Genomic DNA, 20059 nt, shown 5'->3' on the forward strand with positions numbered 1-20059 from the left:
TCACCCTGACCACCGACACCGACACCAGCTCGCAGACGGAGGTGACCACTGATGCACTGATGCAACTACCCGCCTGATCACCAACGAAGGATCACAATTCAGTTACACCACTTCTAGGGGCTTGACCGTTGCCGATCTGCACGGTCTCTATGTAGGGCGGGAAGTTCCCCTGATTGTCCGCCCGGAACTGAGCGATCCCCATGCTCCTGAGCCGTTCGGTCTCGTCTCCGATCATCTCCGCCAGCCTCTCGGCCTCCGCCTGAATCGCGGCCTCCAGCGCTTCTGGAGTCGGGTACTCCCGGTCCCGTCCGAGCTCCTCCCATGCCGCCTGAACGGCTCTGCGCGTCATCTCTGACATGGTTGTCTCCTTCGGGGGCGTCGTCGCCAAAGCTGAATAGGTCCGGTTGTTCTGACAACGGTGCCTCCACGATCGGCTGCGGTATCGCTTCACCCTACGACCCCGGAAATGCCTGTTGTGGGACGTGCACCGTGATGATTCCTTCTCATCCATGAGCTCTGCCTCCCTGCCCGATTCCGCCAGTTCGCCCCAGGCTGTCTTCAACGTCGAGGGCTAGATCTGCCCAGTCGAGATCCGGCTCAAGTGCGTCGCCGATGAGCTCGCCGACCTCGCGCACGGCCGAGGCGACTGATAGACCTGATTGCGCGGCGACAGCTCCGACGGCAGCCGCGATGAGCCCCACGCAGTCCGGTCGTCGACCCCGCGATGCCAGGACCGCCAGCAGTCGGCGGTACTCCCCCACGTCAGGCCGAGCCAGCCCAGCGCTCCTCGCCGACGCGAGCTCGAACCCGAGCGCTCGCCCGGATAGCGCTGCCATCATGTGCAGCTCAGGTTCCGGCACCTCCGAGTAGGTGGACACCAGAACTGCCTCCGCCCTGCGATGCGCACCGACGAACACGCGGCGCCGTGGATCAGCAGCCACGTGGCGGATGTGCGCGGCGAGATTGGACTTCATCTCATTGGTGGCAAAGACTCGAGTTGGCATGGTCTCGGTTATACGCCACGGATAGGCCTAGTTCTAGGCCTACTTTTCGTCGCCAAAAGAAAGTGCCCCTTGTGGCACAAGGGGCACTTGTTCGAATGGTGGCGCATGTGGCACTTGCGCAGCGCGTTCTATCTCTCCAGCCTGTCGAGCTTTTCGTCGATCGCCTCACGAATGAGATCGGCGATGGCGTCGTAGTCACGAGCATTGGAAGCCCACACGTCCTTAAGCCTCTCGTGACGCTCCTTTCCCAGGACCACCGACACCTGGCCGGTGCGGTCCCAGCCCTTCTTCTTGCCGGCCCCCCGCTTCTGTGGGCTGGCGGCCTCGACCGAGGCGACCTCGGCGACCGGCGCTGGAGCCTCATGCGGAACGGAGCTCAGGTCACTGAACACCGATCGCTTCCTGCGGTTCGGGGGCTTTGGGCCCTCCGGCAACTTGTCCGCCATGGTCGATCAGTCCTTTCCCGTGATGGTCGTGAGCATGTCGTCGAAGAACCGGGCGACCTCGACCGCGCGAATTTCGGTGAGCTCGTCGAATCCGTACCCGGCAGCGTTCGCTCGTTGGATGAAGGTGAGTCTGGGAAGCGGGCGGCCAAGGACTGAAATCTCCGCGTCGCGGGCATACTCCTCGATCTCAGACACGAAGGCCTCTTCGGTCTTGACGTTGGTTCGGTGCCCGTTGATGACGATGCCAGCGATGTCGATTTCGCGGCCAAGCACGCGTCCGAGCTGCTCGTTGGCGGTGTCGATCGTGTTGACGATGCGCCCGACGCCTACGAATCCGGCCGACGACGGGTCGGTGACGATGATGACCGAGTCCACAGCCGCGAACGCATTGGTCAAGGTCAGCCCGAGCGCTGCGGGGCAGTCGATCACGACGAGGTCGTAGGCGTCGTCCGGGAGCTGACTGAGGGCCTTGTGCAGCGTCAGTTCGCGCATCATCGCCCCGGTCAGCGTCATCTCTACTGCGACGTAGTCGTCCAAGCCCGAGGGCACGAGGTCGATGCCATCTCGTCGGGTCGGAACGACCGCCTCGTCGACGCGCACGTTCGTCGACGGATCCATGACGTCGGCGATGGTGACGTCGAACCACTCGTCCGCGTTGCGGGCGGTGAGCTGCTGGGTCAGGTTGCCCTGGGAATCCAGGTCGATACCCAGCGCCTTCTTTCCGCGGGCAGCGGCGGCGTGCAACAAAGACTGCGCGACGGAGGTCTTTCCGACTCCGCCCTTCTGGTTCGCTACTGCAACGATTTTCATGCTTCCTCCCTCTAGTGACCCTAGTGCAACTAGTGGCGCGTGCGGTGCACGCGCCACTAGTTGATTTTGCGTGTCGCTCTAGTCGCGTCGTGCGCTGTCGAGGACGATGCGCCCGGGCAGTGCGATCGCCGCCCATTCGATCGTTTCGGTGTCCACTTCGAGGCCGAGCTCACGCAGAGCGTTGCGCAGTCCTCCGGTCGAGAACTCGCGGACATGGAAGGGGCCGTCCTCGATGCTGCTGTCGGCAAAGTGGTTGAAGTACTCGATGCGGACCGAACCCGGGCCGGTGACCTCCGGGGTCGCCACCGCTCGCACCTCTTCGTCGCCGTGGATGATGCCTTCAACCACGCAGCGGTGGGCGTCGTCCTTCCCGGCAGCCTTGAACAGTCGGGCAAAAACCAGTACCTCACGTGCAGTCAGGTGGGAGGTCAGGGCGTGCAGCACCTCAGCGTCGGCGAGCAGGGACGCGACCTCGGACAGCGCTAGCCCGAGGGCGGCGAGACTGGTGGGTGAATCACCCATGGTGTCCTCCTGGGGTTTCCGGGGGCGGTGTTGCCCTCTCGGTATGCCTCCATAGTAGCACTAGTGTCACTAGTGCCACAAGGGGTTTAGCGGGTTTGGCCTGGGTTTTTCCGGTCGCCGGGACCGGCGGTGACCTCCACGCATGGTGCCCCTTTCCCTGATACCGGCCCGATTGGTGTGGAGCGGACGGGGTCAAGAGAGGGCACGGCGGCGGAGCCGGGAAGGTCCGGGCGATATAAGCGAGCGCAGCGAGCGCGTCCGGGGCTTGTCGGTGGAGCCGGCGCACCCGAAGGGTGCCGACCTTGACGCCGGCAGCGGAGCACCAAGACTGGCGGGAGCAGGGAAAGGGACCCCACCAGCTAGCTACTCCACCCGGCGGGCAAAGGGCTGTGTCGCATGGCCAACGTCGATGCCGTAGACCACCAGGGTGGACGCTCCGTCTTTATCTCCCTGGACCCGGATCGCGTCCTCGGCGTAGACCAAGAGGTCGTCGCCGACCGTGAACCTCGCCTGGATTGCCGTGGACCACTGAAACAGCTTCGAGTCAACGAACTGCACTTCGTATCGAGTGGGGGAGTGGCGCGCCCCCGGTTGGCCACCGTGCTGCGGGCGCGAGTGATCGTCCACGACCCGCAGGGTCGTTAGTTGGGTGGATCCGCGCTTGGTCGTGATTGTGGTGGTGTGCAGGTGAATGAGAGAACCGCGAACGATCATCGTTGAACCCTAACGTCTCGACTTGAACACACGCGGCACACGCGGCACAAGTGGCACTCGTGCCACTTGTGCCGCTAGAGCCGCACGCTCTTTGAGGCTGTGACGGTCCGGATGTGTTCAGCCCCGTGGGCTGAGCCTGGCCGGGTCAGCATCTGGGGGAGGGGCTGGAAACGCTCGGCACTTCAGTGCCCCATACCCACTCCGCCGTCGACGTTGAGCACGTTGCCGGTGATGTAGCTGGAATCCTCGGAGGCCAGGAATGCGACGGCGGAGGCGATCTCCTCGGGTCGGGCGAACCGGGCGAGCGGGATCATCGAGGTACCGATTTCCTTGGCTTTGTCGTCCATCGCGTCGGACATATCGGTCTCGGTGAATCCGGGGGCCACGACGTTCGAGGTGATGCCCTTGATGCCGAGCTCTCGGGCGAAGGATCGGGCCATACCGATGACGCCGGCCTTGGAGGCGGTGTAGTTGACCTGGCCGGGGACGCCCGACATTCCGGATGCGGATCCGATGAAGATGATCCGGCCGTACTTCTGCTTGAGCATGTTGCGCGTCGCTCGTTTAGCGATGCGGAACGCGCCGGCCAGGTTGGTGTTGACGACGTCGAGGAACTGCTCTTCCTTCATCCGCATCACCAGTGTGTCCTTGGTGATGCCGGCGTTGGCCACGACCACGGAGACCGGGCCGAAGGTCTGCTCGGCGTAGGTGAACGCGGCATCGACGGACTCGGGGTCGGTGACGTCGCACTCGACGCCGTGGATGCCTTCGCCGACGCCGCTGCCCCGGTGGGTGCCGACGACCGTGAAGCCGTCGCGGGCGAGTCGGGCGGCGATAGCCGCGCCGATGCCTCGGTTGGCGCCGGTGACCAGGGCTACGCGTGCGTCGGTCATGTGTGATCCTCCTGGGGTCGTCGTGCAGAGAACAGCGCGACTTGGCCGACCCGCCGGGTGCTGACCTCGGCGTAGCCGCGGAGCGCGTTCTCCAGCTCGTCCATGGTGTCGTCGGCGTTACCGAACACGCCGAGCTTGTTGTACGTGCTATTCAACGCTCGAGCTGCGAGCGTCGCGGTCTCGGGATCGGGGATGAGGGTGGAGCCGAAAATGGTCCCGCCAGGCCGGAGGTGGCCGCGAAGCTGGGAGAGGCGGTCCCACTTCTCGTGACTGGGGATGCAGTGAAGCAGGAAGTTCAGACCGATCGAGTCGAAGCTGTGCTCACGGGGCAGCGGGTCGAAAAAGGACTGCTGGAGGGAGGCGACGGATCTGCCGTGGCCAACTCTGACGGACGCGGCGGCGAGGCAGGAGGCGTTGAGGTCGAGCAGGGTGAGCGAGGGGGAGTCGATGCGCTCGAGGAAGTAGCCGGTCCCGGGGCCGACATCGAGGTGGCTACGGCCGGCGTGACTGCGGTAGTGCTCGACCATCGTCGCTGTCGGGCATCGCCAGATCAGCCGATTAGTCAGCCCGAGGACGCCCGCATCGTAGAGCCTGAGAGTGACGGGGTTGTAGATACCTCCGCTGGCGCCGCGATCGCGTGCTTCGCTCATGCAGTTCCTCTTCTACGCAGCATTACAGTGGCCGCCCCGCCGTCCATGTCTGCGATCGGGACCACACTGGCATCGAACTCGATGCCATCTAACTCGACGGGGAAGACGCCGGTTTCATACAGGTCATACTCGGTGACGAGGCGGCACAGTGCCTCGTAGCTCAGCGGGGCGTCTGCACCGACACTGGTGACGGCGCTTCGCGCCAGGCGGTTGACCAGCGCAAGCGTGATGGAGGCGAACTCGACGAGCGGCCCGAGGAGGTCCGGAGGTTCCTGCGTGCGCTCGGCGAGGACGACGCTGGTGCCGATGATCCGTCGCTGCTCACCCTCGACGCGGAGCCGGCCTCCGCTGAACATGTGCAGCGGGGCAGCGTCCGGCAGGTTGAGAGTCCACTCGTATCCGACCCACGTGTTGTCCGGGTCGAGCACCGCCGCTTTGTAGCGCGTGACAAGGGTGGCGGCGTCGGCCGGGGTCAGAAATCGCCACAGATCTTGAATCGGCCGCTGTTCGCCGGCGACACGGCCGTCTGCCATGAGGGAGACGTCGTCGCCGGCAGTGACGGTGGTGAGATCGGCCAGGTCCATGACCCACGAGTTGAGCACGCAGCGCTCACCCGGCGGGGTGGGGTGGAGCCAGACGGCGATTCCGGTCGGACCGCACTCGGGGTGTTCGACCAGGTGGTAGTCAGCGTGCAGGCCGGGAGTCGAGCATGTTCGGGTGCGGGCGTAGTCCGTGAGCAGCCTCAGACCGTCACGGTCGAGGTCGAGCAGGCTGCTCTTGACGGCCCGGCGGAGCGTGCGCTGGCAGGGGACTCCACCGATGGAGTGAACCATCAGGTCTCCATCGCCTCTGTCTGCGAGATCGAAGACGATCCATCTCGGATCAAGCCTCACGTGAAGCCTCCTGACGTGGTCAATGACGGGCACAGCCTATGGTTTCGAGCTCAATCTCGGGCGATCAACTTCCCCCGATCACCACCCTCGGGCGCTACCTGGCGAGGCCGAAGCGGTCGTTCTCCGCCGACCTGCGCTGCCGTCGTCTCAGGATTGAGCGAATGGCGTCCATGTGGCGTGACACCTGCTCGGGAGTAGCTGCGCGTTCTTCGGCTGCGGCGGCGGCCTCGGCCCGTCGGCGCTGCTCTTCGAGGGCTTGCTGTCGGTGCTGCTCGGCCACCTCGCTGGGTGAGGGGCCGGCGAGCACGTCCTGGAGCCGGGAGAGGCGATGCCGCAGGAAACCGGCCGGATTCTTGATCGTGGAGGGCCAGTCCCGCGGGTTCTTCCGCGCATCCTCGTTGAGGATCGTCACCAGATCACGCCCTGTCCAGCGAGTGCAATCCACGAGCTCGTCGATGACGTCGACCAGTGACCCGAGGTGACGCCCGTTGTCGAGGCTCTTTGCTGCGGCGACGAGCTGGGCGGTGACGATGTGTGCCTGGCGAGGTCGCTCTCGCCCCTGGAGTCTTGGTGAGCGCCCGGAGGGCGCCGTCGCGCGCTTGCGCGCGTGTGTGGGGGAACGCTTCTTACGGGGAGTTTTACTCCCCGTAGAACCGCTACGCGGTAGAGACGATTTTGTGTACAACCTGCGGGGAGTCGTCAGCGCCCATGTGGATGCAGCTCGGATCTGAACTCCGTCGTGGTGCACGGCTGCCTGAAACCGTTCCTCGGCGGTGAGGTACCGCCCCCGCGCGACCTCGACCGCGAGTTCCAGCGCCGCCAGGACGGCCCGAGCTTTCAGGACAACATCGTGGCAGTACGGACGAGCGCGACCCGCCAGCTCAGCGGCGACCCGGCCGATAGTGGCGTTGGAAGCGGTGACGCCGCGCCCGGTGCTGGAGTCTGCAAAGTGAGCGCACGCCCGAGCTACGAGCAGTACGGTCCGCGAGGACACGCCCCACTTCCGGCACAGCTGCCGGCCTGGAGCGCACGCCAACACCGCCGCGGCGGCCGTGAGCCACTTGGTGCGGCTCTGCCATACCAAGGCTGGCTGTCGGCCGTCGAGTGCCCAGGAGTGGCCGCGTTGGCCGCGCAGCGTGTTTTCTTTCTCGGCATCCACGATCCGCTGGCGGATCACGTCGCCGAGGTTGGGTTCTTGCGTGTTATCGAGGTCTATTGGCGCACCCTGCGACTCGCCCAGCATTGACATGCTGGACACCGCATTTGGGTGTGCGCTACCCTCGGAGCTGTCTCGCACGACAGTTCCTTCCATTGGGAGGGAGCGCAGATCAGAAGCAGGTTTGGTCGCCTGTCCTGATCTCAAACTTCAAGGACGTCACCCGATTCCCGCCGGGTGGCGTTCTTTTTTGTTTGTGAACGCTCCGCTGTGCAGTTGTCACGCAGGTAGTCGGTGGTCAGTCGATACCCGCGTCAGTGCATGGTGAGAGGCGTCCTCCTGTTCAGTCGTGGTCGGTTCTTAACCGGCTTGGAGCAGCTCCTGCTGCCCGCCCCGGTGGTCTTTGGGTACGGCTTCGTACGCTTCGACGCCCAGTCGGACGATCTCTTCGACAACCTGCCAGCGTTTGGGGTTGCCGGATTCCCGCCAGAGGCGCTGCACGTCGGCGAACAACTTCTCGTCGATGAGCGCATTGAGTTGAGTGCGGCCTTCAGTGGTACGAGGAGGTGCCATGGGGATATTGCTATCACGGGTGTAGTTTCAGGTGTGTTATTTCCTAGGCGGGGCGGCGTGTCGGGCCGGTAATACTTAACGATACAGATGCGCGCTATTGGGTGGAACCCTTGAGCGTGTCGTTGGCGCGCTGCCATGCGTCGCGCACGGCCTCCCGGGGCTCCCCATAGAGGTCGGCCAGGCTGGCGCACAGCGCCTCGGACAGTGGCGAGCCCCCCTGCTCGATGGTGGAGAAGGCGCTTTGGCTGAGGCCAACGCGCTCGGCGACCTCGGACTGATTGAGCGCTGCGTGCACGCGCATGTCCGAGAGGGTTTCGCGGCCCGGGAGTACGCCGGTGAGGTCTCGAACGTTCAGCTCGAGGACTTGGGCTAGCGCGGCGAGTTTCGCTGGGGCTGGTGCCGTGCGGCCGGCTAGCCAGTTGCGCACGGTCGAGGGGTTGACGCCTACGCGAGCGGCGACCTGGAGGCCCGTGAGGCCGTGTCGGAGCATCGCTCCGCGAGCCACGGAAGGGCTGACATAGCCGGGCCTGCGAGCCACGCAACCTCCTGCATCTGGCGTGCAACTCGCATCATCATCGCAGTCCATTTCGGCCCCCTCAGCCCTTGCGCCGGTATAACTTAACGCTATAGCCTAGCGTTGCAGACCCGCTAGACAAGCTGGTCTATCAACTAAGTAGAGGCTCACCGGAATCGAGAGGGAAGCCCTTGAGCAAGCACCCAGCGTTCGCATACCGTGCCTTCTGCGCCCGTACCGCCGGTACGGCTCCGCACCGGTTGATTCTGTCCCGGTGCGATGAAGCGCAATCCCCACCACACGCGTGTGCTCTGCCGACTGTCGGCGCCCCCCTGGTCACGGGGCGCTGCCCCCTGCCGAGCGCCGCCCTCAGTGATCCGAGGATGCGATGAGCCATACCCAGGGAGACCTCCGTTCGGCCGTTCGCGGAGCAGCCATCGGCGCCTGTACAGCGCTGATCGCGTTCGCCGGCGTGTACGCGGCGTCGGCCGCGACACAGTCAGGAATCGAGGAGGCGACTGCGCCCGCAGCTCGACCCTCGAGCACGCAGGCAGGCGTGGACGTGGCCCAGAAGCCCAGCGCTTCCCAGCGGTCCGCGAAGGCCGCTCAGGCGACCCCATCTCGGACGGCTACGCAGCGTCCTGCCCAGGTCAAGCAGGCGGGCGTGGCCAAGGCGGTCCAGCCAGCCCGTGAGGTGAAGAGGGAGGATAGGCGCGACGAGCCCCAAAAGGCGGCCTCTGAGGTCGAAACCGCTCCGGCGCCGCAAGCTCCCACGCAGCAGGTCCGCTCTCCGCAGCCTGCGCCGGTGCAGCAGGCCCCGTCGTACCCGGTGCAGCAGGCCCCGTCGTACCCGGTGCAGCAGGCCCCGTCGTACCCGGTGCAGCAGGCCCCGTCGTACCCGGTGCAGCAGGCCCCGTCGTACCCGGTGCAGCAGGCGCCGGTTCGACAGGCTCCCGCTCCGGCACCCGCTCCGGCACCCGCTCCGGCACCCGCGCCGCAGGGGATCACGATCGACCTCGGTGGCCGCGCGCCCGTCGTGCCGCAGGCCCCGATCCCCCCGAAGCAACTTCACATCGGCTGACGACCGCCCGGTCGCCGGTCCCACCCGTAGAGAAAGAGGAACAACCATGCTCACCGCCGCTTCTGCCATCTCCGGCGCGATCATCGCCGCGCTAGCGACCCTTGGCCCGATCGCTGCCCCCGTCATTGGAGCGGCCACCGCCGCCGGTCCGATTGCCACCGCTGGTACCGCGATCGCCGGGCTGGCCGGCACCGGAAGCGCCGCCGGTGGTGCTGCCTCGCTCGGTGCCGGTGGGGCCGCGGTCAACGCCAACCCGCACGCGGCGATGGGCGTCCAGAACGGCATCAACGACTCGATCAACCAGGCCAAGGACCACGTCGCCGGGTCGATCAACAGCCTGAACATCCCGGGCGTGCCCCCGGTCCACTTCAACTGATCCGACGCACTGATCGCAGCACCGATCGAGGGGAGTGGACATGAGCCGCGACGACGATCTGCCCGAGTGGTTCTCAGAGTCGTCAAATTCTGCTGACGACCGCGGTGAACCCTGCCACTTGGAAGCCGTGGCCGGAGGCCCGGAGTCCGACTGCGACTGGTTCGACCAGGTCGAGGCCACCCCTTCGGCTGGCGAAACCCCGCCGGCGCGAGATAGCGGCCGGAAGCGGACCAAGCTCCTGTTCGGCGGCACGGTCGCGGCGGTACTGCTAGCGATCGGTGGCGGTGCCTGGATGCTGTCGTCGCTCCTGTCTGGCTCCGAGACGTCGGCCTCCCCGACGTTGACGCTCCCCACGACGGCGACCACCGCACCACCGAGCGTCGAGCCGGTGGTGGCCGATTCGGAGTGCGAGTCCTCCGACTCGGCCACCACAGTGACGGGCAACGGCAAGGGCGACCGAGAGTCCGCCGCCGGCGTGGTCCTGGCCTTCCAGCACGCCTACTACGTCGCCAGAGACGCCGACGCCATCAAGCCACTGCTGGCGAAGGATTCACCGATCACCAATCTCGATGCTCTCCAGGAGGGCATCGACTCAGTGGCTCGGGGAACAACGCACTGCCTGCATATCGAGCGCGACGGCGACGACGCCGTGGTCGAGCTGACCGAGACCGCTCCGGACGGCAGCGCAACGACCTACTACCAGCGCGTGACGACCACCCGTGAAAACGGGGAGGTCCGGATCGTGTCGATCGAAGAGAACTCTGAAGGAGCCAGCGAATGAAGCCGGGGAACGTGGCAAGGATCGGCGCTGTACTCACGGCATCATCGTTGGCAGTGGTGGCCCAAGCAGGAGGGGTCCAGGCGCAAACCACGGCGAGCGCTACACCCTCCGCCACCACGGCTCGACCGTTGACCTCAACCGCTACGGTCCCGACCTCGGCTCGAGGAACCTCGGAGGTGGCGCTGCCCGAGGGCGATGAGTGCCCGCTGGTGCAGCTCGTGGCGATCAACGGCACGACGGAGTCAACGAAAAACTCCAAGACCGACGCGGACACGGGATGGATGGCTCGCGTGGTGAGTCCCACCGTCAGAGCGGCCAACGCCGATGGCCAGGCGCGTATGAGCCGCACCTACGTGCCGTACCCGGCATCCTTCGGAGGCTTCGTCCCCTCAGAGGACCAGTCGAGTTATGCCGAGAGCGTCACCGTCGGCATAGAGAACGGGCGAAAGCTCATCGCCGAGACGGTCGAGCGATGCCCGGAGACCAAGATCTTCGTCTCCGGCTACAGCCAGGGCGCCCAGGTCGCCTCGGCGCTGGCTCGAGAAATCGGCGCCGGCGCCGGGCCGGTCACTCCCGAGCAGTTCGCCGGTGCGGCACTGATGAGCGATCCCACCCGCGCTCAGGGCGCCCCGATCTTCCAGGAGGGCTCGTCCCGGACGACTCCGGGGGCGGTGCCGGGCACGGAAGGCGCCGCGGTGTCAGCGATCAGCGTGGGTGAAGGTGCCCCTCGGCCGGAGGGGCGCGGCATCTCCCCGAACACGTCCGCCCCGGATTTTGGTGCGGTGGCCGATCGAGTCGCCTCGTTCTGTGTCCCCGGGGACCTGGCGTGCGACACCCCGCCCGACTCCGATCTGTTCCAGGTCGTAGCCAACATCGCGGGACAGAGCGAGACCGGGGGAGACCCGATCCGTGCGCTGGTCAACGTCGCCACCGTGGCGGGGCAGTCGGTGCTGTTCACGGCCGCAGAGACCATCGCCGAAGACGTGGAGTACTCCGACGGAAGTGGTTTCACCATCGCCCCGGCCAGCCGAGGCAACACCACGCTGTCGCGGATGGCGCGCTACTCCGATCCGACCCAGGTGAAGAACCCGACCGACCCAACCGCACTGCTGGTGGAAGCCGGGACCAAGCTGGCCGGGATGGCGCTCGGAGCGTCGATCACCGTGGCGAAGAAGACCCTGACGCCGGAGAACATCGCGCAGATCGCGGTGGCCGGCGCAGCGAGCCCGGCAGCGGCGGCAGCGGTGCTGGTGGGCCAGCTCGCGGTTGCGGCGTCTGAGGTCATTACTCCCGCAACCGTGGACTCCGGTCTGCAGCGGGTGATCGGCGAGATCGAGCACACGGTGTCGGATACGACGGGCCTGGTCGACCTGGCGACCCAGACCCAGACCTGGAACGCGATCGACGCCCACGGCATGTACGACCGCACCCCGTTTACGGCATCAGGGCAGTCCCCGGCGGCGATCACCCAGCAGTGGGCGCTGGCCGCGGCCAACGACCTCGCCGTTGCCCGGGGGATGGAGCCGGTCAGCGAGATCAGCCACTCCACGGATGCCGACCGCATGTCCCTGATCCGGTCGGGAGCCGGGGACGACCAGCTGTCCAAGCTCCCGGCGACGTCGCAGACCGCCGACATCGCCGGACTCTCCGAGGCCCTGGCCTCGGTGACCGCGTGACGCCCGCAAGGGACAAGACGAAGGAGGCGAGCATGACCAGCGCCCACAAACTCCCGCACCCGACATCTAAGGCTGTTCCCGGGTGGCTGGCGGTGCCAGCCGAAGGAGATCGCGCACCGGTGTGGGACACACCCGTTCCTCGCCCCGCCGACAGCCGGACCCCGGTGATCTGGTTGCTCGGCGCCCACGGAGGGGCCGGGGTGTCGACCTTGGAATCCATGTGGGCGCCGGCCGCAGACAGTCAGCGAGGCTGGCCGTCCGCCGAGAAAGCGCCGTTCGTCGTCGTCGTCGCACGAATGCACACGGTCGGCCTCAATGCAGCGCACCGGCTGTGCCTTCAGCACCAGGCAGGAGAGGTCGGTGGCTGCTCGCTGCTGGGTCTGGTCACCGTCGCCGCAGCCCCCGGCAAACCGGACCTGACACTGTCCCGCCGCCGCGAGCTCGTCGCCGCCGCTGCCGGGACGAGCTGGCACATCGACTGGGTTCCCGAACTGCTGGCCTGCGAGCCAACCGAACTGGCGCAGTGGACCCCGGACTACACGCCGCCGCCAGCAAAGCGATTCGCCCGTCCGTTAGCGCCCACCGACGCGGTCCCGGGATCGGTCGCTGCCGCTGCCGCGGAGATCTTCGCCGCGGCAGGCGAGCAGTGGCGCAACCGCCCTGGCAAGCCCTAACTCCAACTTCAACCGCATCACTTCACCACAAGGAGCACCACCATGATTGTCGAGACGATTCACGCCGCCGCCCCGGTGGCCGAGCACATTATCGCCGTCGGCGAGAACCTGTCCCCGATGGAGATCCCCGGGGCTGGCGACAAGGTCGACACCGCACTGTCGTACGCGATGTGGGGCTGCATCGCCGTCGGGATCTTGGGCGTGATGTTCACGGGGGCATATTTCGTCATGGCGCGGGCAGCGGGGCGGGGTGACGAGGTCCAAGGTCGAGTTATTGGAATCATCGGCGGTTGCTTGACGATCATGCTGGCCGGCCCCATCGTCAACGCCCTGGTCTCCTAACCGCCGTGCTCACCGACGTGGTGACCGTGCTGGCGCAGGACCCGGCGGTAGTACTACCTCCGACCAGCCCTGTCGCCCCGCCACCCGAGGCGATGACCCGGTTCACCCAGGCGGTCGGCTGGGTCAAGTGGGGAGCCACCGCCGTCGTGGTCGCCGGCGTTATGGCGATCGGGGCTCTCCTGACGGTCGACAACCGACTGATCGACCAGTACGGCCCCTCGATCCAGGCCATCGCCATCAAGGTCGTCCTCGGTTGCCTGGTCGTCGCCACTGCTGGCCACTTCGCCGACGTATTCATCTAGAAGGAGTCCCTGTTGTCCAAGATGCGACGCGTTCTCACCGCTGCGGCGGTGGCGCTGCTGCTGACGGCGAACACCGCCTGCTCAAATGATGAGCAGACCGAGCAGCCGCCAGTTGTGGACACCGCTTCTGCCCCGGCGGATCTGATGTGGCGGAACGTAGCCGGACTCAAGGTGCCGACCTCCCGCGCCGACGGGCCGGCGCGAACGTCTCCGCCCCAGGGGTACAGCCATACCCCGCAAGGCGCGGCTCTGGCGGCGGCGAACGGGCAAGCAGCCCTTGCCACGGCGCCCGACTCCACGTGGCCCGAAGTGGTGCGCACGGTCACCGCTCCCGGCCCCGGCCGGGACCAGTGGGCGCAAGCCCGCGTGCTGATGAGCGTGTCGGGCGCCGTCGATCCGTCGGTGGCCGCCACCTTCACTGGGTTCAAGGTCACCGACTACTCGCCTGAGAAGGCGATTGTCTTGCTGGCTACATCGACACCGCCTGCGCCGGGAGAACAGGAGCCCCTGCTGACGGCCTACCCGGTGCAGTTGGCGTGGACAGGAGCGGACTGGAAGCTCGTGCTTCCCACACAGGAAGACGACATCGACGCCTCCGAGATTCAGACGCTCGAGGGCTTCACCACCTGGGAGGCAGAAGCAAAGTGAACAAGCGCCCCTGGACCATTGCCGCGGCTCTCCTAGCGGCGGCCATCATCACCCTCGTCATTGTCGTCGCCTCGCTCACCAGAAACCCTTCGGAAGACACGACTGCGACAGCTGCCCCCGAACCGCCGCCGGCAGCGTCTCTGCAAAGCTCACCACCCGATCAGACCGGCGAGTTAGTACCCGACGCAATGGGCAGGCGGGTACTCGATGTCGGCCAGGTCCCCGGCAAGCCATTGGCGCAAACGGAATCGCCGGGCGACTTTCCTGCGGGAACTGAGCCGGTAGGCCCTCCGGCGGGCTTAGAACTGCAGCGAGTGGCCCGAGGCGTAACGATCGGCGTCTCGACAAGTGACGGACCTACCGGAATCGAGGACGGCGTCCTCACAGGGTTTGCACGCTCGCCCCAGGGCGCTGGCCTGCTCGCGATGACACATCGAGCGCGGGTGATCGCGGCAGGACCGGAGTACACGGCCTTCCTCAAGTACTACTTCCCGGACGCCTTCGCGCAGCTGTCCCCGACGATGATCAACGAGATCGAAGCCAAGGACGAGTCGAAGATGCGGGACTACATGTCCACGGGGTATTTGGCGCCCTCGTGGTTCAAAGTTCGCGCCTGCGACGAAAACTTCTGCACTGTCGAAACCGCTGATGTTCCGCTGAAGGAAGCACTAGGAGCTGTTCCCGAAGAGGCGCAGGGCGCCGACCGGCATTCAGTCACTCGAGTCTCGATGGCGTGGCGCGGGGATCACTGGGTGATCGTCAAGACAGATGCCTACAACGTTGAAGCTCTCGATGACTCGTGGGTAAGGTGGCTATGACACGCCATCGTCCGACCGACATTGCATTAAAGATCCGCCGATGCGTGGCCATTTTAGTCGCGTCCTTCACAGCGATCGTTGCCTTCGGCGGCCCTGCAACAGCGCAGGATCTACCTGAGTCGCAGAACAGCTTTCAAGAGCTCTATCACGAGTGCCGTGAATTCATCGACACGGACCCGTTCACCGGCGAGGACGGCGGCGCTCGTGACCATGAAGCCAGCAATTTCCTTGACGGTGCCCTGAATCAGCTCGGAAACACCGTGGCCAGCGGCACGTGTAACGCAATCAGCGCGGTACGCCACCCAGGCGACGCTTTGGAGGCTGCTGCTTCAACCGCCGCCTCGGCGTTCTGGGGCGATCCGATCGGAGACTTCGTCAAGTCCCTCCTGGAGGGAAATGCTCAGGCGTTGTCGCTGATCATGACAATGTGGATTAAGGAGTCACCCTTCTCGAACGAGGACCTCGAGCAGTCGGTGGCGGACGTTGAATCCCCCTCCACTGCACCAGATTTCCGGTCGTCGGTGGCAGGAGTGTTCAACCTGACGCTGTGGGCGCAGGTACTGCTGTTCGTGGTGTCGCTGATCATCGCGGGGGCACGGATGGCGGTCGCCCGAAACCGCGGATTGGGTGATGGGTTCGAGGACGTCGGACAGCTCGTCTTCAACTTCATCCTCGCCGGGGCCGCGCTTCCGGCGGTGATCATGTCGCTGCACATGGCCACCGACCTGGTCTCGGTTCAGTGGCTCACCGACGGTCTGGGCGGGGATCCAGAGGCCAAGATCAACGCGGTCGCGCTCATCGACGAGAAGACCGGACTCGGACCGGCAGCGGTGTTGATCATGGTGGTGTTCGCGCTGCTGGGCGCTCTGGCGCAGATGGTGGCGCTAGTGATCCGCGAGGGCCTTCTGGTGGTGGTGGTGGGTCTGCTGCCGCTGGCGGCAGCGTCGTTCGCGCTGAGCACCGGCAAGCAGGCCTTCAAGTCGATGATCGGGTTCGTCGTCGCGGCGCTGCTGTTCAAGCCGGTGGCAACCCTGCTGTACCTGGTGGCGTTCTGGCTCAGCTCGGGAACAGAACAGCCGTCGATGATGGAGGCGGTCTCCTCGATGCTGCTGCTGGCCGCCGCCGGCCTCGTACTGCCCGCGCTGATGCGCGTCGTCGCCCCGGCGGTGTCTGCCTCGGTGTCCGGTGGCAGCGCCGCAGGCATCGGCGCCGCCGCTGCCGGAGCCACGGGCGCTGTCGCCGGTGCCGCCGGCGCTGCGCTGGGCAACGCCCAGCAGAGCCTTGGCGGTGGAACGTCGTCGTCCGGCTCGGGAGGCCAGAGTGCCGCGAACGGGGCGGCCTATCTCGGCCCGCACTCCTCGGGAGGCTCGTCGTCACCGCCGGCGGCCGGCTCTTCGGGTCCGACTCCGTCGGCACCTTCGGGGGGCGGCGCACCAGCTGGAGGCAAGAGCTCCTCGGGCACGGGCCCCAGCTCGTCGGGCCGTGTCGGCGGGGCAGTGGCGAGTGCGGCCCGCGGCGCCGGCACCGTAGCGGGCTTCGCTGCCGCCGGCGTGGGCGCGGTGGCGACGGCAGCTCAGACAACGGCTCGAGCGACACAGACGACCGAGCAGATGATCGACGGTGCGCTGGCAGCTCACCCAACACCCCACCACTACCGCTGACGGCAAGGAGATCGCTGGTGTCTGCATCAGGTGAGCAGGCGGACCTTCGGCTCTACACGCTGGGTGAGAAGTCGCAGCGCACCGGCATGTTCGGCCTGCCGCTGCGGGCCACGATCATCGCCGGGATCGCCTTCATCGTGGCGATGTTGGTGCTGATGCAGGGCGGACTAGGCGCGGGAGCGCTCATTGCGGTGCTGGCGGTGGCGTACCTGGCCCCGGCAGTACTGCGTATCGGTAATCGAACTCTCTACGAGGTGGCTCAAATGCGTTGGCAATTCTGGCGGGCACAGGCCGCTGGCTCCACGGTGTACCGGTCCGGGCCTAACTCGCGGGTACCTGGCGGCCGATACCGGCTGCCCGGTGCCCTGGCCAAGACCGAGCTGCACGTCGGCCGCGACGTGGCCGGCAACGATTTCGCGCTCATCCGCGACCGTGCGCTCAACCAGTACACCGTCCTGTTGGACGCGGCCTCACGTGGCCAGGAGCCGCTGACGGTGGCCGACCGCAACGACATGACCGCCGAGTGGGGCGCCTGGCTCGCCGAGCTGTCGCTCAACGACGACGTCGTGGCGGCCACCGTGACCGTCGAGTCGTACCCGACGACCGGGCAGGACCTCATCGCCGCGGTGAAGGACTCGGTCAGCGAGTCCACCCCGGAGATCGCCCGCCGCATCCAGGCGGAGTCGGCGGTGGAGTTTGCTCGCGGCAAGCTCGTCACGCGGTCGTGGATCGCGGTCACCTTCAAGGCCGCCACCGCGATGCAGCGCAAGGACCCCGAGGCGATGGCCACCGATCTGGGTTTCCGGCTGCCCGGGCTGTACCAGCGGCTCGAGTACGCGGGAGTGTCTGCCACACCGATGAACCCGGAGGACGCGATCGGGCTGGCGTTGCGTTGCTACCGCCCCGACCTGGAGGAGACCATCAACAGCGCTCGCCTGTCTGGCGAGCCGCTCGGAGTGGACTGGGACGACGCCGGCCCGGCCGAGGCTGTGGCGAAGTGGAATCACTACCGCCACGAAGACTGGGTGTCCCGCTCGTTCGAGATGGCCGCCCCGCCGGCCGCCGCGTTCCCGGACCACGTCCTGCGGCCCCTGTTGGAGCCGAAGTCAGACATTCCCCGCAAGCGCGTGACGCTGATCTACCGCCCGATCGCCGCCGGTGACGGGGTGAGGCAGGTCGAGAAGGAGCACACCGACGCGGTCAACGCTGCGAACAAGACCCGCTCGATCGGCAAGGCCTCTGCCGGCCTGCGCCTGGAGCGCACCGAGGCCGCGCGGCAGGCGCTGGCCCGAGGCGGCCAGCTCGGCGAGTACTCGCTGCTGGTGACGCTCACTCTGCGCGATCCTGAGCTGCTCGACCAGGGCTCGGCGATCATCGGCCAGCTCGGCAACCGGTCTCAGCTTCGGCTGCACGCTACCAACGGCCAGCAGGATGCGGCGTTCGCCGCCGGGCTGGGTCTGGGCGTGTTGCTCGATCAGAAGTCCACGATTTCCTCGTTTGCGAAGGCGGAGTGATGGCCAGGCGCACCAAGACCCCCGTCGGGCCGGCAGAGCTGGAAGAGCTGCACGCCCGTATCACCGCAGGCGATCAGCTCCCTCCCTGGCCGCACACACGAACCGGCCGTGCGTACAAGCGGTGGTGCGACGAGCACCCCGAGCGGGCCGAGCAGGCGCGCACCGCTCGCCAGGCACCGCAGCTCCGCTACGGAAAGCCCCGGTTCACTAATCGCTACGCCTCCCTCGACGGCCGCGGCTTCAAGGGCGCGTTCTCGGGGCGGATGGCAGTGGTCTCCGCCCCGGCCGCCACCCAGACCTCCACCAACTACGGCTGTGGTTTCAACCCGTGGGTGGTCGGGGCGACCGCCCCGGCGGTCGGCGTCCCTCTGGGGGTTCACGCACAGACCGACCAGGACGTTTCCGGCGACGTGTTGTCGTGGTTCCGGGCCGGCATCATCGGCAACCCGTCGGCGTTCGTGCTCTCCTTGCCCGGGCTGGGCAAGTCCACGATCATCCGCAAGCAGTTCATCGGCGCGGTCGCCCAGGGCCATGTGCCGATCGTGGCCGGGGACATTAAAGGCGAGTACGTGGCGGTGACCGATGCGATGGTCACCCCGGCCGGAAAGCGCGGGCAGGTGATCCGTCTCGGACATGGGCACGGGCACCTGAACCCGCTGGCCGCCGGCGCTCTGGGCGAGGCGATCCCGGTGATGCAGGCCCATCTGGACGAGCTCCGCGCCCGGGGCGAGGACAGCACACGCCTTGCCGAGGCCATCACCGAAACCGAGGAGTCAGTGCACTCGCGGCAGGTCACGATGGTCGTGGCACTGGCCGAGCTGATCCGCGGTCGGCCGCTGGCTGACTTCGAGGGTCTGGTCATCTCCACCTCGTTGCGGGAGATGCGCCAGGGCGGCAGGTTCTCCTTCGCCTCACCGCCGCTACTGCGAGACCTGATCGACTACATCCGATCCGGAAACGCCGACCTGCGGCGAGCGCTGTTCGTCGCCGACGAAACGGAGTACCGGCGCACGGTCCGGACCCTCGTCCAGACGCTGGAGTCGCTGACCGACGGCGTCATGGGCCAGGTGTTCGCCGAGCACACCACCACCAAGATCGACCTCGACGCCCCGGCGATCTGCATCGACGTCTCGGCGATCGCTCGAGGAGACCAGTCGCTCAAGGCGGGCGTGCTCCTGGCCTGCTGGTCCGATGCCTATGGAGCGATGGAGGCCGCGCACGTGCTGGCCGACTGCGGTCTGGCGCCGCAGCGCTACTTCCTGGCGATTCTCGATGAGATGTGGGCGACCCTGGGCGCCGGGGCGGGGATGGTGCAGCGCGTCGACGAGCTCACGCGCCTGAACCGCACCGACGGCACCGGATTGCTGATGATCACCCACACGGGCCGAGACCTGGAGACGCTGCCCAACGAGGTCGACGTCAAGACCGCGATGGGCTTCATCGAGCGGGCCGGCATGGTCATCTGCGGCGGTCTTCCCGCCGGCGAGCTGGAGCGGCTCAAGGGCGTTCTCCAGTTCACCGATGCTGAGGCAGCGATGATCACCGCCTGGTCCAAGGGCGCGCCGATCGAGCGCACCGAAGCCCGCGAGCGTAAGAAGCCACCCCTGGGGCGAGGCAAGTTCATGCTCAAGTCGTCCAAGGACGGCACCGCCGGGATCCCGGTGCAGGTTCTGCTGACCGCGACCGAGCGGGAGACCAACATCCACGACACGAACGTGCGCTTTCGCGAGCTGCTCGATGGCGTGCCCTCCGGGCAGGCGGTGTCGGCATGAGCTCAACTGCGTACGACGCCGATTTCCGCGACCAGGTGGTCGCGCGGCTGGCAGAGCTCGAGCCCCAGTTCCCCTCGACCTCAGCCGCCGCCGAGGTCGTCGCCCGCGAGTTCGGCATCAGCCGCGACTCGGTGCGCCGCTGGTCGGTCGCCGCGGGGACGTGGCAGGCCCACAACTCGTCCACCCTGCGGGCGCTGCAAGCCGAGAACGCGGCCCTTCGAGCGCAGCTAGGGCTGTAG

At 66.7% G+C, this 20059-nt stretch carries 25 protein-coding genes and 1 pseudogene; 13 read left to right on the forward strand and 13 right to left on the reverse strand.

Going from position 1 to position 20059, the window contains the following annotated elements:
- Positions 1 to 91: 91 nt before the first annotated feature.
- From Q2K20_RS17330 to Q2K20_RS18245, 13 genes and pseudogenes are all read right to left on the reverse strand, one after another.
- On the reverse strand, positions 92 to 358 hold the full coding sequence (locus tag Q2K20_RS17330) for a hypothetical protein (RefSeq protein ID WP_317177044.1): 267 nt from the start codon (positions 356 to 358) through the stop codon (positions 92 to 94).
- A gap of 145 nt (positions 359 to 503) precedes the next feature.
- On the reverse strand, positions 504 to 1004 hold the full coding sequence (locus tag Q2K20_RS17335) for a hypothetical protein (RefSeq protein WP_132064159.1): 501 nt from the start codon (positions 1002 to 1004) through the stop codon (positions 504 to 506).
- Between the two features lie 128 nt (positions 1005 to 1132).
- Positions 1133 to 1450, reverse strand: a complete 318-nt coding sequence (locus Q2K20_RS17340) for a hypothetical protein (protein ID WP_069390389.1) — start codon at positions 1448 to 1450, stop codon at positions 1133 to 1135.
- A gap of 6 nt (positions 1451 to 1456) precedes the next feature.
- The gene (locus Q2K20_RS17345) at positions 1457 to 2260 is read right to left on the reverse strand and encodes a ParA family protein (protein ID WP_096907597.1); all 804 of its coding nucleotides are present in this window, start codon (positions 2258 to 2260) and stop codon (positions 1457 to 1459) included.
- A gap of 78 nt (positions 2261 to 2338) precedes the next feature.
- Positions 2339 to 2782, reverse strand: a complete 444-nt coding sequence (locus Q2K20_RS17350) for a hypothetical protein (RefSeq protein WP_063972672.1) — start codon at positions 2780 to 2782, stop codon at positions 2339 to 2341.
- Positions 2783 to 3145: 363 nt separating this feature from the next.
- Positions 3146 to 3496: a hypothetical protein gene (locus Q2K20_RS17355; RefSeq protein WP_063972546.1), complete on the reverse strand. Its 351-nt coding sequence runs from the start codon at positions 3494 to 3496 to the stop codon at positions 3146 to 3148.
- Positions 3497 to 3678: 182 nt separating this feature from the next.
- Positions 3679 to 4389: a 3-oxoacyl-ACP reductase FabG gene (gene fabG / locus Q2K20_RS17360; RefSeq protein ID WP_063972547.1), complete on the reverse strand. Its 711-nt coding sequence runs from the start codon at positions 4387 to 4389 to the stop codon at positions 3679 to 3681.
- Positions 4386 to 5039 carry a class I SAM-dependent methyltransferase gene (locus tag Q2K20_RS17365; RefSeq protein WP_096907595.1) on the reverse strand — a complete coding sequence of 218 codons (654 nt, stop codon included), beginning with the start codon at positions 5037 to 5039 and terminating at the stop codon, positions 4386 to 4388. Before Q2K20_RS17365 ends, fabG begins: the two co-directional genes overlap by 4 nt.
- The gene (locus tag Q2K20_RS17370; protein WP_096907594.1) at positions 5036 to 5872 is read right to left on the reverse strand and encodes a hypothetical protein; all 837 of its coding nucleotides are present in this window, start codon (positions 5870 to 5872) and stop codon (positions 5036 to 5038) included. The genes Q2K20_RS17365 and Q2K20_RS17370 overlap by 4 nt, the downstream gene beginning before the upstream one ends.
- A 154-nt stretch (positions 5873 to 6026) precedes the next feature.
- Complete coding sequence (locus Q2K20_RS17375) at positions 6027 to 7190, reverse strand: hypothetical protein (RefSeq protein ID WP_143337791.1); 1164 nt, start codon at positions 7188 to 7190, stop codon at positions 6027 to 6029.
- A 258-nt stretch (positions 7191 to 7448) separates the two neighbouring features.
- Positions 7449 to 7661 (reverse strand): hypothetical protein, encoded by a 213-nt coding sequence (locus tag Q2K20_RS17380; RefSeq protein ID WP_132064161.1) that lies wholly within the window; start codon positions 7659 to 7661, stop codon positions 7449 to 7451.
- 94 nt (positions 7662 to 7755) lie between these two features.
- Positions 7756 to 7962: a helix-turn-helix domain-containing protein gene (locus Q2K20_RS17385; RefSeq protein WP_253695567.1), complete on the reverse strand. Its 207-nt coding sequence runs from the start codon at positions 7960 to 7962 to the stop codon at positions 7756 to 7758.
- 51 nt (positions 7963 to 8013) lie between these two features.
- A pseudogene (locus Q2K20_RS18245) lies at positions 8014 to 8247 on the reverse strand (helix-turn-helix domain-containing protein); the annotation flags it as partial.
- Between the two features lie 733 nt (positions 8248 to 8980).
- Here Q2K20_RS18245 and Q2K20_RS17390 point away from each other — a divergent pair.
- The 13 genes from Q2K20_RS17390 (at position 8981) to Q2K20_RS17450 (ending at position 20059) form a co-directional block, all read left to right on the forward strand.
- Positions 8981 to 9256, forward strand: a complete 276-nt coding sequence (locus tag Q2K20_RS17390; RefSeq protein ID WP_132064162.1) for a hypothetical protein — start codon at positions 8981 to 8983, stop codon at positions 9254 to 9256.
- 46 nt (positions 9257 to 9302) lie between these two features.
- Positions 9303 to 9632 (forward strand): hypothetical protein, encoded by a 330-nt coding sequence (locus Q2K20_RS17395; protein ID WP_096907590.1) that lies wholly within the window; start codon positions 9303 to 9305, stop codon positions 9630 to 9632.
- A gap of 40 nt (positions 9633 to 9672) precedes the next feature.
- Positions 9673 to 10413, forward strand: coding sequence for a hypothetical protein (locus Q2K20_RS17400; protein WP_143337789.1), 741 nt, complete (start codon positions 9673 to 9675; stop codon positions 10411 to 10413).
- Positions 10414 to 10589: 176 nt separating this feature from the next.
- Positions 10590 to 12089 (forward strand): cutinase family protein, encoded by a 1500-nt coding sequence (locus Q2K20_RS17405; protein WP_159981235.1) that lies wholly within the window; start codon positions 10590 to 10592, stop codon positions 12087 to 12089.
- A gap of 32 nt (positions 12090 to 12121) precedes the next feature.
- Complete coding sequence (locus Q2K20_RS17410; RefSeq protein WP_143337788.1) at positions 12122 to 12763, forward strand: DUF6668 family protein; 642 nt, start codon at positions 12122 to 12124, stop codon at positions 12761 to 12763.
- Positions 12764 to 12805: 42 nt separating this feature from the next.
- Positions 12806 to 13105, forward strand: a complete 300-nt coding sequence (locus Q2K20_RS17415; protein ID WP_063935013.1) for a hypothetical protein — start codon at positions 12806 to 12808, stop codon at positions 13103 to 13105.
- 5 nt (positions 13106 to 13110) lie between these two features.
- A complete protein-coding gene (locus Q2K20_RS17420; protein ID WP_132064165.1) occupies positions 13111 to 13407 on the forward strand; it encodes a hypothetical protein in 297 nt (98 codons plus the stop codon).
- Positions 13408 to 13428: 21 nt separating this feature from the next.
- Entirely contained in the window at positions 13429 to 14055 is a 627-nt protein-coding gene (locus tag Q2K20_RS17425) for a hypothetical protein (RefSeq protein ID WP_063972559.1), read from the forward strand.
- A complete protein-coding gene (locus Q2K20_RS17430; protein ID WP_132064166.1) occupies positions 14052 to 14873 on the forward strand; it encodes a hypothetical protein in 822 nt (273 codons plus the stop codon). Before Q2K20_RS17425 ends, Q2K20_RS17430 begins: the two co-directional genes overlap by 4 nt.
- Positions 14870 to 16534: a hypothetical protein gene (locus Q2K20_RS17435; RefSeq protein WP_143337787.1), complete on the forward strand. Its 1665-nt coding sequence runs from the start codon at positions 14870 to 14872 to the stop codon at positions 16532 to 16534. Before Q2K20_RS17430 ends, Q2K20_RS17435 begins: the two co-directional genes overlap by 4 nt.
- 17 nt (positions 16535 to 16551) lie before the next feature.
- The gene (locus Q2K20_RS17440) at positions 16552 to 18048 is read left to right on the forward strand and encodes an SCO6880 family protein (protein ID WP_082923841.1); all 1497 of its coding nucleotides are present in this window, start codon (positions 16552 to 16554) and stop codon (positions 18046 to 18048) included.
- Complete coding sequence (locus tag Q2K20_RS17445; RefSeq protein ID WP_317177045.1) at positions 18048 to 19820, forward strand: ATP/GTP-binding protein; 1773 nt, start codon at positions 18048 to 18050, stop codon at positions 19818 to 19820. Before Q2K20_RS17440 ends, Q2K20_RS17445 begins: the two co-directional genes overlap by 1 nt.
- Complete coding sequence (locus Q2K20_RS17450) at positions 19817 to 20059, forward strand: transposase (protein WP_063935020.1); 243 nt, start codon at positions 19817 to 19819, stop codon at positions 20057 to 20059. The genes Q2K20_RS17445 and Q2K20_RS17450 overlap by 4 nt, the downstream gene beginning before the upstream one ends.

It is taken from the genome of Dietzia sp. IN118 (assembly GCF_032905965.1).
GTDB classification, from domain to species: domain Bacteria; phylum Actinomycetota; class Actinomycetes; order Mycobacteriales; family Mycobacteriaceae; genus Dietzia; species Dietzia kunjamensis.